The sequence below is a fragment of the Polaribacter sp. Q13 genome (genome assembly GCF_016858305.2).
Classification (GTDB): Bacteria; Bacteroidota; Bacteroidia; order Flavobacteriales; family Flavobacteriaceae; genus Polaribacter.
The window spans coordinates 3,154,705-3,169,008 of record NZ_CP074436.1; the positions used below are offsets into that span (position 1 = coordinate 3,154,705).

At 31.9% G+C, this 14,304-nt stretch carries 12 protein-coding genes; 10 read left to right on the forward strand and 2 right to left on the reverse strand.

The window, feature by feature from the left end:
* Window positions 1-3 precede the first annotated feature (3 nt).
* The 9 genes from JOP69_RS13255 (at window position 4) to JOP69_RS18740 (ending at window position 10,563) form a co-directional block, all read left to right on the forward strand.
* On the forward strand, window positions 4-906 hold the full coding sequence (locus JOP69_RS13255; protein ID WP_203393313.1) for an ABC transporter ATP-binding protein: 903 nt from the start codon (window positions 4-6) through the stop codon (window positions 904-906).
* A gap of 56 nt (window positions 907-962) precedes the next feature.
* On the forward strand, window positions 963-1,691 hold the full coding sequence (locus JOP69_RS13260; protein ID WP_203393312.1) for an ABC transporter ATP-binding protein: 729 nt from the start codon (window positions 963-965) through the stop codon (window positions 1,689-1,691).
* Between the two features lie 105 nt (window positions 1,692-1,796).
* Complete coding sequence (locus tag JOP69_RS13265; protein ID WP_203393311.1) at window positions 1,797-2,183, forward strand: GxxExxY protein; 387 nt, start codon at window positions 1,797-1,799, stop codon at window positions 2,181-2,183.
* A 206-nt stretch (window positions 2,184-2,389) separates the two neighbouring features.
* Window positions 2,390-3,496, forward strand: coding sequence for an ABC transporter permease (locus JOP69_RS13270; RefSeq protein ID WP_166383458.1), 1,107 nt, complete (start codon window positions 2,390-2,392; stop codon window positions 3,494-3,496).
* A 162-nt stretch (window positions 3,497-3,658) separates the two neighbouring features.
* The gene (locus JOP69_RS13275; RefSeq protein ID WP_203393310.1) at window positions 3,659-4,780 is read left to right on the forward strand and encodes an ABC transporter permease; all 1,122 of its coding nucleotides are present in this window, start codon (window positions 3,659-3,661) and stop codon (window positions 4,778-4,780) included.
* 138 nt (window positions 4,781-4,918) lie between these two features.
* Window positions 4,919-7,102: an amino acid permease gene (locus JOP69_RS13280; protein WP_203393309.1), complete on the forward strand. Its 2,184-nt coding sequence runs from the start codon at window positions 4,919-4,921 to the stop codon at window positions 7,100-7,102.
* A gap of 71 nt (window positions 7,103-7,173) precedes the next feature.
* Window positions 7,174-8,784 carry a T9SS type A sorting domain-containing protein gene (locus tag JOP69_RS13285; protein WP_203393308.1) on the forward strand — a complete coding sequence of 537 codons (1,611 nt, stop codon included), beginning with the start codon at window positions 7,174-7,176 and terminating at the stop codon, window positions 8,782-8,784.
* A gap of 69 nt (window positions 8,785-8,853) precedes the next feature.
* Complete coding sequence (locus JOP69_RS13290; protein ID WP_203393307.1) at window positions 8,854-10,311, forward strand: NAD(P)/FAD-dependent oxidoreductase; 1,458 nt, start codon at window positions 8,854-8,856, stop codon at window positions 10,309-10,311.
* Window positions 10,312-10,428: 117 nt separating this feature from the next.
* Window positions 10,429-10,563, forward strand: coding sequence for a hypothetical protein (locus JOP69_RS18740; protein WP_302850181.1), 135 nt, complete (start codon window positions 10,429-10,431; stop codon window positions 10,561-10,563).
* A 99-nt stretch (window positions 10,564-10,662) separates the two neighbouring features.
* On the opposite strand, the gene pncA is transcribed toward JOP69_RS18740, so the two are convergent.
* The gene (gene pncA, locus JOP69_RS13295) at window positions 10,663-11,268 is read right to left on the reverse strand and encodes a bifunctional nicotinamidase/pyrazinamidase (protein WP_203393306.1); all 606 of its coding nucleotides are present in this window, start codon (window positions 11,266-11,268) and stop codon (window positions 10,663-10,665) included.
* A 65-nt stretch (window positions 11,269-11,333) separates the two neighbouring features.
* The gene (locus tag JOP69_RS13300) at window positions 11,334-12,731 is read right to left on the reverse strand and encodes a nicotinate phosphoribosyltransferase (RefSeq protein ID WP_203393305.1); all 1,398 of its coding nucleotides are present in this window, start codon (window positions 12,729-12,731) and stop codon (window positions 11,334-11,336) included.
* A gap of 240 nt (window positions 12,732-12,971) precedes the next feature.
* Here JOP69_RS13300 and JOP69_RS13305 point away from each other — a divergent pair, with 240 nt between their 5' ends.
* Window positions 12,972-14,282, forward strand: a complete 1,311-nt coding sequence (locus JOP69_RS13305) for a TolC family protein (RefSeq protein ID WP_203393304.1) — start codon at window positions 12,972-12,974, stop codon at window positions 14,280-14,282.
* Window positions 14,283-14,304: the final 22 nt, after the last annotated feature.

Below are 14,304 nucleotides of genomic sequence, written 5' to 3' on the forward strand. Positions count from 1 at the left end.
CTGATGAGCATTACGGTTTCTAACATATCAAAATCTTATAAAAACGTAAAGGCTTTAGAAGACATTTCTTTTGAAGTAAAACCAGGAGAACTTTTTGGCTTGATTGGTCCGGATGGAGCAGGTAAAACTACTTTGTTTAGAGTGTTAACCACGCTTTTAATTGCTAATGAAGGTGTTGCAACCGTTGCTGGTTTTGATGTAATTACAGACTATAAAAGTATTCGAAAAAACGTTGGCTATATGCCAGGGAAATTTTCATTGTATCAAGATTTAACTGTAGAGGAAAATTTAGATTTTTTTGCTACTATTTTCGGTACAACGATAGATGAAAATTACGATTTAATTAAAGATATTTATGTTCAAATAGAACCGTTTAAGAATCGTAGGGCAGGAAAATTATCTGGCGGAATGAAACAAAAACTAGCCTTATGTTGTGCTTTAATTCACAAACCAAAAGTGTTGTTTTTAGATGAACCAACAACAGGAGTTGATCCCGTTTCTAGAAAAGAATTTTGGGAAATGTTAAAACGTTTGCAGAAAAAAGACATCACCATTTTGGTTTCTACACCGTATATGGATGAAGCTGCTTTGTGTGATAGAATAGCTTTAATTCAGGATGGGAAAATTTTAGAAATTGATACACCAGAAGCCATTGTAAAACATTATCCGTATCAAATTTACAATGTAGGGGCAAATAACATGTATCAGCTTATCAATAATTTAAAAGAGTATGAATATAACCATAGTGTATATCCTTTTGGAGAGTTTGTGCATTATACAGATACAAGAGCAGATTTTAATCCAGATGATTTAAAAACATACTTGGAATCTAAAAACCTATCTAATGTTTTAATTGAAAAAACATCAGCAACTATTGAGGATACTTTTATGGAACTAGCAAAATAAACAGCGTATTAGACCTCACAGGTTTTTAAAACCTGTGAGGTCTCTAATAAAACAAAATGAACAACAACAAAGTCATACAAGTAGAAGAATTAACCAAAATGTTTGGAGATTTTTCAGCCGTCAACAAAATTACTTTTGAGGTAGAAAAAGGCGAAATATTTGGTTTTTTAGGCGCAAATGGTGCAGGAAAAACGACGGCAATGAAAATGCTGATTGGTATTTCTACTCCGACTTCAGGTAAAGCAAAAGTGGCAGGTTTTGATGTGTTTACACATGCAGAGGATATCAAAAAAAATATTGGGTATATGAGTCAGAAGTTTGCTTTGTATGACGATTTAACCGTGAAAGAAAATATCACCTTTTTTGGTGGAATTTATGGTTTGACAAGAAAACGTATCAAAGAAAAATCAGCAATTTTAATAGCAGAATTAGGCTTAGAAAGTGTTGCTAAGAAATTGGTAGGTTCATTACCATTGGGTTGGAAACAAAAGTTATCCTTTTCGGTGTCTTTGCTTCACGACCCAAAAATTGTTTTTTTAGATGAACCCACTGGAGGCGTAGATCCAATTACTAGGCGTCAGTTTTGGGAATTGATTTACAAAGCTGCGCACCAAGGAACTACTGTTTTTGTAACTACACATTATATGGATGAAGCAGAATATTGCGATAGAGTTTCCATCATGATAAATGGTAAAATAGAAGCTTTAGACACGCCAAAAAAATTAAAAGAACAGTTTAAAGTGGATAATATGAATGATGTGTTTTTAAAACTTGCAAGGGGCTGAAAAACTTTCCCGCAGATCACGCGGATTTACGCAGAAAAGAGATTGAAAAAATCTGCGCTTATCTGTGTGATCCGCGAGAGTGACAAATGAAAAAAAACAAAAGTTATGGAAGGAAAAACGGAAAATGAAATATCCTATATAATTAGAGGAGCTATTTTTAAAGTTTATAATGAATTGGGTCCAGGTTTGTTAGAATCTGTTTACGAAACAGTTTTATCTTACGAAATAGAAAAAGAAGGGTTAACTGTTAAAAGGCAAGTAATATTACCAATATTTTATGATGATATTGAACTAAATAATGGATATCGATTAGATATATTAGTAAATGATAAAGTAATAGTAGAAATAAAATCTGTTGAAAAATTAGCTAAGGTTCATCATAAGCAAGTACTCACTTATTTAAAACTTTCAAAATTGAAATTAGGAATATTAGTCAATTTTAATGAAGATAATATTACAAAAGGAATTTTTAGAAAAGTAAACGGGTTATAGATTTTCCCGCATATGAGCGTAAAAGAAAAAATAAAACACACTGATTAAAAAAACTTCGGATATCTGCGAAATCAGCGAGAGGTAAAGAGTTGATTAGTATGTGTTTGACGTAGATTACGCTGATTTTCGCAGAAAAGAGAATAAAAAAATCTGCGATAATCCGTGAAATCAGCGGGAGGTAAATCCGCCAGAGAAAAAAATATAAAATGAAAAGATTTATAGGCTTTATAAAGAAGGAATTCTACCATATATTTAGAGATAGACGCTCGTTGTTTATCCTCTTTGGAATGCCGATTGCCCAAATTATGCTTTTTGGTTTTGCTATTACCAACGAAATCAACAATGTAGATATTGCTATTTTAGATCATTCTAAGGATGCAACTACAGAGGAAATTATTAATAAAATAGCGGCTTCGAAATATTTCAGCATCAAGCAAATTATTGAAAAAGAAGCTGATATTGAAACTATTTTTAAAAAAGGACATGTAAAAGCTGTTTTAAATTTTGAAAAAGATTTTAGTAAAAACCTTATCAAAGAAAACAAAGCAACGGTTCAGATAATTACGGATGCCACAGACCCAAATACAGCCAATACCATTAGTAATTTTGTAAATGCGATTCTGCAAAAATATCAACAAGAATTAAATAAAGAAATTACAATTGCGTATCAAATTATTCCACAAACACGTATGGTTTACAACCCAGAACTAAAAAGTGTGTACATGTTTGTGCCTGGTGTTATGACTATTATTTTGATGTTGGTTTCTGCAATGATGACCTCTATTTCTATTACCAAAGAAAAGGAATTGGGCACCATGGAAATACTTTTAGTGTCACCAATAAAACCGTTTCAAGTAATTATAGGAAAAGTATTTCCTTATATTTTTCTGTCTATAATTAATGCGGTTGTTATTGTCTTGCTGAGTATTTTTATCTTTAAAATGCCGGTTCAGGGAAGTTTATTGTTGTTAGGTTTAGAAAGTGTTTTATTTATTATTTCAGCACTGGCCTTAGGTATTTTAATATCCACTATTTCGGCTACGCAACAAACTGCCATGATGATTTCTTTAATGGGGTTAATGCTTCCTGTAATTTTATTATCGGGTTTTATATTTCCAATAACAAGTATGCCATTTCCATTGCAAGTGATCAGTAATATTATACCTGCAAAATGGTTTATCATCATTATAAAGGGCATTATGTTAAAAGGTGTTGGGTTACAATATGTGTGGAAAGAAACCTTAATTTTATTAGGAATGACTGTGTTTTTTATCGCCTTAAGTATTAAAAAATATAAAATTAGATTGGAGTGAAACAGTTTGCAGTAGCAGTAATCAGTAGCAGTTGACAGTCACAGTATTCAGTTAAACAAAAAAGTGAAATTTAGATAATAAATGATAGTGGTTAGAGAGAATATTGGACAGTACTAAAAACGTCTTTTTTCTCTGTTTTATTCTCTTTATTCTTTTAAAAATATGAAAACAATATTATACATCATACAGAAAGAATTTAAGCAAATCTTTAGAAATAAAGGAATGCTTCCAATCATTTTTGTTTTACCGTTATTACAACTCGTTATATTATCTAATGCAGCTACTTTTGAAGTGAAAAACATTAAATTTGGCTATATCGATCATGATCATACCTCAACCTCTAGGGCATTGATAGAAAAATTTAATGCTTCTACTTATTTTGATGTATTAACCGATTTTCCATCGGAAGAATTAGCAAGTTCAGAAATGCTAAAAGGAAAGGTAGATGTTGTGTTAGAAATCCCCCACTACTTTGAGCGCGATTTACAAAAAGATAAATACAATAAATTAGGAATAACTATTAACGCTATTGATGGAGCAGCAGCAGGTGTAGAAAACGTTTATGTAACACAAATTGTACAAAGTTTTAATCAACAGATAAAAACAGATTTATTGCAAATTTCAGACAAACAAATTCAACCAATTAGTATTGCAACCATTCCTTTATTCTGGTATAATAAAACATTGAATTACAAAACATTTATGGTTCCGGGAATTCTTGTTTTGTTGGTTACCATGATTACTTTATTCCTTTCAGGGATGAATATTGTTCGAGAAAAAGAAATAGGAACTTTAGAACAAATAAACGTTACACCCATTAAAAAAAGTCAGTTTATAATTGGTAAACTTTTTCCGTTTTGGGTGATAGGAATGGGCTTGTTAACGGTGGGGTTAATTTTAGCAAAACTGATATTTAACGTTCCAATGATTGGTAGTTTACCTCTCCTATATTTATACACTTCTATTTATATTTTGGTAATTTTAGGCATCGGTCTATTCATTTCTAACTTTACGGATACACAACAGCAAGCCATGTTTATTGCTTGGTTTTTTACTGTTATTTTTATTTTGATGAGTGGCTTATTTACACCTATCGAAAGTATGCCAGAGTGGGCGCAAATAGTTACAGAATTCAATCCAATAAAATATTTTGTAGAGGTTATGCGAATGGTAATGCTTAAAGGTGCTGGTTTTACAGATATTCTTCCTCAGTTATTAAAAACATTATTTTATGCCATTGTTATGAATAGTTTAGCCGTTTGGAGTTATAAGAAAACCTCATAAATAGTATGAGTTATTATTAGAAAATCGAAGGTTAAGTTAGTGTTGTGGCTACGTAATTATTACCTTGCAGTAGGAAAAGAATACAGCATTCAAAAATTGTATTCAGATTAGTTCTTTTTAATAAATAGGATTTAAGAAATGTCAAACACAAAAAAATTCGGCACATTTGCAGGTGTTTTTACACCATCAATACTTACCATTCTAGGTGTAATTATGTACATGCGTTTGGGTTGGGTAGTTGGAAACGCAGGTTTATTAGGCGCTATTCTAATTATAATAATTGCGCATGTAATTTCTATCTCAACCGGTTTAAGTGTATCTTCTATTGCTACTGATAAAAAAATTGGTGCAGGCGGAATTTACTATGTCCTTTCTAGAAGTATGGGAGTGCCAATTGGTGGTTCTATTGGTATTGCCTTGTATGTGGGAACCGCTTTTTCTATCGCACTGTATTTAATAGGTTTTGCAGAAAGTTTTAATGGATATTTTGGCTTTGGAATGACTATAAATGATTACAGAGTTACAGGAACTATTGCCCTTGTAGTGCTAACGGCATTGGCATTAATTAGTACTTCTGCTGCTATAAAATCACAATATTTTATTTTAGGTGCAATTGTGTTATCACTTGTTTCCATATTTTTTGGATCACCCGATTTTGCACCACAATCAGTTCCAATGTTTTCTTCCGGAGGAGCTGTTCCTTTAGAAGTGGTATTTGCTATATTTTTCCCTGCTGTTACTGGTTTTACAGCCGGTATAGCCATGAGCGGAGATTTAGAAGACCCGAAACGCTCTATTCCAAGAGGTACTTTATTTGCCATTGGAGTTGGTTTACTAGTCTATTTAGTATTAGCCGTTTTTATAGCCTACACCATAAATGCTGATGTTTTAAAAACAGATTATAATATTTTAATGAAAGTAGCCTTTTTTGCTCCTGCCGTAATTGCTGGGGTTTGGGGAGCCACATTATCATCCGCCTTAGGCGGAATTTTAGGCGGACCAAGAATTTTACAAGCCATGTCTGTAGATAAAGTTACCCCTCGTTTTTTTGCCAAAGGTAGCGGTGAAAGTAATGAACCTGTAAACGCGTTATTATTGGTGTTTCTAATTGCAGAAGCCGGAATTTTAATTGGTGAATTAGATGTTATTGCACGTGTAGTATCGATGTTTTATTTAACTGCTTATGGTTTTATTAATATCTCTTATTTTTTAGAAAGTTGGGCAAATCCAGACTTTCAACCCACTTTTAAAATTAAAAGATGGATTGGTTTGGTTGGTTTTGTAGCTTGTTTTGGGGTGATGTTTAAACTAGATATGATTGCAATGATAGGGGCTTTGGCTGTAATTAGTGGTTTGTATTTTATGTTACAACGCAAGGAAGTGAAAATAAATTCTACCGATATCTGGAAAAGTGTTTGGGAAAATGTGGTGAATAAAGGATTGATGAAGATTGATACAAAACATGATATTAACGCTAGTTGGAACCCAAATATTATTCTTTTTAGTGGTAGCAGTGAACATCAAGGATATTTATTAGAACTAAGTAAAGCTATTTCTGGTAAAATAGGTGTGGTTACCAATTTTAAGTTGATTGTAGATAAAAAGAACAAAATTCCTTTAAAAAAGACAGAACAGGTTGTTAGAGAAGATATCTATAATGATTTAGGAATTTTTGCAAGACAAATAAAAGTAGATAATCTGTATAAAGGAATCACCAACATTGCCACAACTTTTGGGTTTTCTGGTATAGAACCAAATACAATTATGATGGGTTGGCCAAAGGGACTTGAGGGTTCTTCAGAATATGAAGAAATGACGGAGACCTTACTCTACTTAGATTATAATTTATTGTATTTAGATTTTGACAGAAAATCGAAATTTGGTCGATATCAAACCATCGATTTATGGTGGCGAGAAACCGATAGTAAAAATGCAGAAATGATGCTAAATATTGCTCGTTTTATTATTGCTGCTCCTAAGTGGGATCAAACTTCTATTCGTGTTTTATTTGTAGATAATAACGATGTAAACCCAACTATTATTCAAGCTAAAATAGCTAAACTAGTAGAAGATCTTAGGGTACTTGTAGAAATTGTGATTGTAGAAAATGTTGTAGACCAAATTCCTTTTTACGATTTGATAAAAAAATATTCAAAATCTACGGACTTAACTGTAGTAGGAATTCCGAATTATAAAATTGAAAAACAAGCGCAATTTATACTTAAAACAAATGATTTGTTCGAAACTATTGGTTCTACTTTATTGGTAAAAGCAGCTAATAATTTTAATGTGCTAGATTTAGATTTTGTGGAAGTAAAATAGGTAAACCAGTGTAACATTAGATACCGTTATTCTTCTTTATTCAACTTAAATTTGTTTTTCAAGAACAAATTATGATGAAAAAACATGTAGTACTAGCGTTTTCTGTATTGGTGTTTTTTAATTTATTTGCTCAAGACCAATTTACAGTTCAAATAGAGCCTTTAACAATCATAGACGCACCTAGTGTACATTCCTTTTCTTGGGGAAAAACGAGTGATGGAAAATGGATAGTTATTGGAGGTAGAATTGATGGATTACATCAAAGACAACCTAACACTACTTTCCTAGAAAACGATAACAACAAAAGTGTTTATGTGATAGATCCGGTTGCAAATAAAACATGGAGCACTACACTTAGTGTTTTACAAGCGTCTATATTTGAACAGTTACAAGCTACAAATCAAGAGTTTTATCAGAAAGAAAATACACTTTATATTATTGGAGGTTATGGTTTTAGTGCCACAGATAATGATCATATTACCTATGATAAATTAACAGCAATAGATGTAGATGGATTAGCGAACGCTGTTATTAATGACACAACTATTACTTCTTTCTTTAGACAAATATCCAACACAAATTTGGCAGTAACTGGAGGACAATTAGGTTTGCTAAATGATGTTTTTTATTTGTGTGGAGGACAATATTTTAAAGGAAAATACAACCCTCAAGGTCCAAATAATGCGCAAGGTTTTATTCAGAGTTATACAGATGAAATTAGAACTTTTAAAATAAATGATGATGGCACAAATCTTTCCATCGTAAATTATTCAGCACAAAACGACACCGATCACTTACACAGAAGAGACTATAATATGGCGCCACAAATTTTTCCTGATGGAAGCGAAGGTTTTACCATGTTTAGCGGTGTTTTTCAACCTACAGCAAATTTACCTTGGTTAAATACGGTAGATGTTTCTGCTTCTGGTTATACGGTAAATAATACATTTAATCAATATTTAAGTCAATATCACAGTGCTAAAATTCCAATTTATGATACTGATAATAATACCATGCATACCTTATTTTTTGGAGGTTTAAGTCAGTATAAATTAGATGCAAATAATAATTTAATTCAAGATGATAATGTGCCTTTTGTAAAAACCATTAGCAAGGTTTCTAGATTTAGCGATGGTTCTATGACAGAAAGTAGTTTGGGTATAGAAATGCCGACATTGTTAGGTTCTGGAGCAGAATTTATTCCAACAAACGATACTTCTATTTTTTTAACGGAAGAAATTATAGCAATTAATAATTTGCAAGAAGGAAATACTCTAGCGGGTTATATTTTTGGAGGAATAGAAAGCACACAAGAAAATATTTTTTTTATAAACGATGGTTCGCAAAGTAGTGCTAGTAACTTGGCTTTTAAAGTATTTATAAACAAAACTACTTTGAGTACAGGTGAAGTAAAACTGAATTTAAACAATATTTATAATCTTAAAGTATATCCAAATCCGTCAACAGCTATTTTTTCTTTAGATGTATTTATTCCGAATTTAGAAAAAAGCAGTTTAGATGTGTATGATATTCTAGGTAAAAAAGTTAAAACTCAAGAAATAGAGAATTCAATTGGATTACAAACCATCCCTTTAGATTTATCAGAAATGGCATCCGGCGAATACATTTTAAAGTTTAAGAATAACACAAATATTATTGAAAAAAAAATAATTAAGGATTAGTGCTATTAATGTAACAAAAGTTACTGTGTAATTGTCTGGTTGAATCTAACTTTACTAAAAAATAACCACATGTCTAAAATTGTCATTTTGGGAGCAGGAATTTCTGGTCACGTAGCTGCTGCTCATTTACGTAGAAAATTATCTAAAGAGCATGAGGTAGTTGTTGTTTCTCCAAACAGCAATTATCAATGGGTTCCATCTAATATTTGGGTAGGTATTGGTAGAATGAAATCAGAAAAAATCTTATTTCCATTAGCACCATTATATAAAAAGAAAGGAATTGGTTATAAACAAGCCAAAGCACTTTCGTTTCATCCTGAAGGAGATAAAAAAGAAGAAAAACCTTACATTTTAGCAGAATATGTTGTTGGAGAAAATAAAGGCCAGCAAGAAAAAGTAACCTACGATTATTTGATAAATGCTACAGGTCCAAAACTAGATTTTGAAGCTACAGAAGGCTTAATACCTGGGCAAAATAAAGCTTATTCTGTATGTACTTATTCTCATGCAGATCATGCTTGGGCAGGCTTAAAAGCCTTAATTCAAGAAATGAAGAAGGGTAAAAAAGCAAAAATTCTTATTGGTACGGGGCATGCAAAATCTACTTGTCAGGGAGCTGCTTTTGAGTATATATTAAATGTAGAACAAGAACTTCGCAATCACAAAGTACGTGACATGGCAGAAATAACATGGATTTCTAATGAATATAGTTTAGGAGATTTTGGAATGGATGGCGTGTTAATGAGCTATGGAGACATGATTATGAAATCTAGCGAAATGGTAGAAATGATTTTTGATGATAGAGGCATTAAATGGATTTTAGAAGCTGGAGTAAATAAAATAGAAGATGGTATTGCGCATTACGAAAATTTAGATGGAGAACAGAAATCTGAGACCTATGATTTTGCCATGCTAATTCCTGCTTTTTCTGGTCATGGTTTTAAAGCTTTTGATAAAAACGAAAAAGAGATTACCGAAAAATTATTTAAAGGTTTTATGCTGGTAGATGCAGATTACACGCAAAAACCTTATGAAGAATGGTCTGTACAAGATTGGCCAGAAACGTATCAAAACCCAAGTTATAAAAATATTTTTGCTCCCGGAATAGCATTTGCTCCTCCGCATACTATTTCTAAACCAAGATTTAGTAAAAACGGTACAGCAATATTTCCTGCACCACCAAGAACAGGAATGCCATCTGGGATTACAGCAAAACTAGTTTCAGAAAATATTATAGATTCTATAAAAACGAACAAGGAATCCTTAAACCATAGAGGTTCTATGGGAAATATGGGGGCAGCTTGTATTGCATCTGCAGGGTTTGGTTTTTGGAAAGGAAGTGGGGTAAGTATTACCACTTTTCCTATAGTGCCAGATTTTGAAAAATATCCAGATTCTCACGGAAGACATTTAGGAAAAACTTTTGGAGCCATTGGTCTGGCAGGACATTGGTTAAAATTAATGTTACATCATGCATTTATTTATAAAGCAAAAATGAAACCTTTTTGGTGGTTGATTCCTGAATAGGGATCAAACTAAAACAGGTTGATTCCTGAATAGGGATCAAATCTTAAAAAGTTAATTGCAGAGTAAAATAGTAAGTAGTTACCGTATTTAGTGAAAAATATAAAATATTAAAAGATCATGAAAAGAATATCACCAAGAATGAAATTTAGAATGATGAACCCAGTTCTTCAATTTTTTAAATTTATAATTTTAAGTGTTAAAATTATGGTTATTGTAGCAGGAGGGCATGGAGGCACTAGAAAAGTAAATTGATGTGGTTATCAGTTTTAGTTGGTTAAAGATGTTGGTTGGTTTCAATATCTTGAAAGAAGAGAGCTTAGGCTCTCTTTTTTTTGTTTTATAATCTACAATTTATATGGATTTCGAAGAAATAATTTTTACACCCATATCAACCATTTTTTCTTTAATTTTCTTAAAACCTTCATTGTCTAGTGCTTCGGAAGCATCTTCAATAAAAAAACAATCAAAACCTTCTTTAACAGCATCCCGAATGGAATAATAAACACAAATATCGGATGCTAAACCACAGATAAAAAGTTGGGTAGTTCCTTTTTCTTTTAAATATCCAGCTAATCCTGTAGATTTTAGGTGTCCATTATCATAAAAGGCACTATAGCTATCAATCTCTTTATCTGTTCCTTTTCTAAAAATGGTTTCACATTTTAATGTGTTTAGTTTAGGATGCAATTTTGCTCCTTTAGATCCTTGTACACAATGATTTGGCCATAAGGTTTGTGATTGTCCTTTTATTTCAATTTCATCAAAAGGAGATGCTCCAATATGATTGGAAGCAAAACTAATATGATCCTCAGGATGCCAATCTTGGGTAGCAATCACTAAATCAAATTTAGGTTGTATCTCATTGATAATTGAAACTATTTTATCTCCATTAGGAACAGGAAGTGATCCACCGGGAATAAAGTCGTTTTGTACATCGATTATAAGGAGTATTTTCATAAATCGTTTTTATTTGAAATTAATATATAATCATGATAGGCACAATAGTCTCATGAATATTCAATTTAGAATTTATGTTCTTGTATCAATTGATCACGGTCTTGTTTTAATTTTAAACTAAGTCCTATTTTGTAAATATGCGGATTTTGAAAACGTTTGTATTCATTTGGAAGCTGTGCTAAACGCGATTGAGAATATTCAGCAATTTCAGAAACAGATCTAGAAGGAACTATTTTTTTTCCATTTTCCATAACTTTCTCTAGCAATGGCTCTTGTTTAAAAGCATCTAAATTTAAACTTTTTGTAGCATCAAAAGGATGTTCTATTTTCGCTACCTCTCCTTCTTTATACAAGGCTACAGCATCTGCACCATAAAACATGCCTTTATCATCTAACATTCTAAAAACCTGTTTTTTGTAAGGGAGTGATACTTTTATAATGTTTTCAGAAAGCTTAATTCTTGGTTCTCCATTGTATTCTGATAATTTATAAACACCATCCATGGCAGCATCTGGATTTCCTGTAACTAAATTGGTTCCAACACCAAAAATATCAATAGGTGCTCCTTGCTCTTTAAGACTTTTTATAACATATTCATCCAATTGATTAGAGGCTACAATTTTTACGTAATCTAAATCGGCTTCGTCTAAAATTTCTCTCGTCTTTTTAGATAGATATGCCAAATCCCCACTATCTAAACGAACTCCAAGTAATTTTTCTCCTCTAGCTTCCATTTCTTTGGCTACCGTAATCGCTTTTGGTAATCCACTTTTTAAACTATTGTAGGTATCTATTAAAAGTACACAGCCTTTTGGTCGTATGCTTGCGAAATCTCTAAATGCTTGTATTTCTTCTTTATAACTCTGTATGAATGAGTGTGCCATTGTACCCGTAGACGGAATGTTATAATCTTTGGCAGCAATGACATTACTTGTACTATCAAAACCACCAATTATAGCGGCTCTTGATGCATAATAGCCTCCAGTGGCATGGGCACGACGTAAACCCATATCTAATAGAACTTCCTCTTTTGCACTATATCTAATTCTGCTTGCTTTGGTTGCTATTAAAGTCTGAAAATTAAGAATGTTTAGTAAAAAAGTTTCTATAATTTGTGCTTCAATAATATTCGCTTCTACTTGTAAAATAGGGCGATTAGGAAAAACAACATCACCTTCTTTACTTGAAAAAATAGTTCCTTTAAAACTAAAATTCCTTAAATATTCTAAAAAATCACTTTCAAATCCATGCTGTTTTAAATATTCAATATCAGAAGTAGAGAATTTAAAAGTTTCCAAAACATTTAATACATCTTCTAATCCTGCAAAAATAGAATAGCCACCATTAAAAGGATTGTGGCGATAATAATAATCAAAGACGGCTCGTCCATCTGGTTTCGTCTTAAAATAGACTTGAGCCATAGTAAGTTGATAAAGGTCTGTATAAGCCGCTGTAATTTTCATGCCGATTTAGTTTTAAAATGTGAAGGTATTTAAAAAAGATATATTATTCCTAAGCCTTCAGGAAAAAAACGTATTCCTTTATTCTACAATCACTCATAATTCTATTTGTAATAGTGAATCTGTGCGTTTCCTAGAAATAAGTATGCAACTATAGCGAACTATCATTCTTTGCTCGGTAACTTATGTTACTGACTTGAGAAATTATCCAATGTACATTTGCCACAGATAATTAAAGAATACATGAAAAACACAATATACATAACCATACTCTGCTTATTTACAGTTACTTTCCTTGTAGAAGCGCAAGAAGTAAAACCAATATCAAAAGTAGAAGTCTTAGCTAAAGTTGCAGAGAAAAATACAACGATTCAGATTTCTGAGGAAGAGTTTAATGCTTCTAAAGCAGATTATAGACAAACAAATGCCGTGTTTTTACCAAACATTACAGCAAGTCATACTGGTATTTCTACCACAAACCCGTTAATGTCTTTTGGATCTAAATTGAACCAAGAAATATTGACAGCTGCAGATTTTAATCCATCATTATTAAATGATCCAACAACTACTAGAAACTTTGCAACGAAGATAGAAATTCAGCAACCCTTAATTAATTTAGATGGTTTTTATAAAAGAAAAGCAGCCAAAACTAAAATGGAAGCCATGTCTTTAAAAACGGAAAGAACGCAAGATTATTTAGCCTTTGAAGTGGATAAATCTTATATGCAATTGCAGTTAGCATACAAAGCAGTTGAAGTTTTAGAAAAGGCTTTAGAGGCTGCAAATGCCAATAAACAAATGGCAGACAATAGTTTTAAACAAGGTTTTTTGCAACGTGCAGATGTTTTAAATGTTGAAATACGTGTTACAGAAGTTAAAAACCAATTGCAGATGGCAAAAAGTAATGTGCAAAATGCCTCTAATTATCTATCATTTTTAATGAATGATGAAAGCGATGTTTTATATAAACCAACAGAAAGTTTAGTTGTTGTTAGTTTTAATGTTGATAACAAAACAATTTCTGAAAATAGAGCAGATATAAAAGCAATGCACTTGGCTTCTAAAGCATACGAAGCCATGAATAAAGCAGATAAAATGGCTTTTCTACCGCGTTTAAATGCCTTTGGTAGTTATGAAATGTATGACAATAAAATTTTTCAGGGTGATGCAAATGGGTATTTAATTGGTGCCCAACTAAGTTGGGATATTTTTCAGGGTTCTAAACGTTTTGGAAAAGCACAAAAAAGTAAAGCCGAATTAGAAAAATCGAAGTTAGAATACAATCAATATGTGTCTAAAAGTAATTTAGAGTTGAACAAAGTAAAACGTCAATTGGTAGATGCAAAAAACAGTTTAGAATTAACAGATTTAGCGGTGCAACAATCTGAAGAGTCTTTAAGAATTAGAAAAAACAGGTTTAAAGAAGGTTTAGAAAAAACATCTGATTTATTAATGGCAGAAACGCAATTTGCGCAAAAACAATTAGAATATTATCAAACAATTTATCAATTCAATTTTACACAAACGTATTTAAACTTCCTAACCAAGAAATAAAGAAAGTTGACAGCAAGCAGTC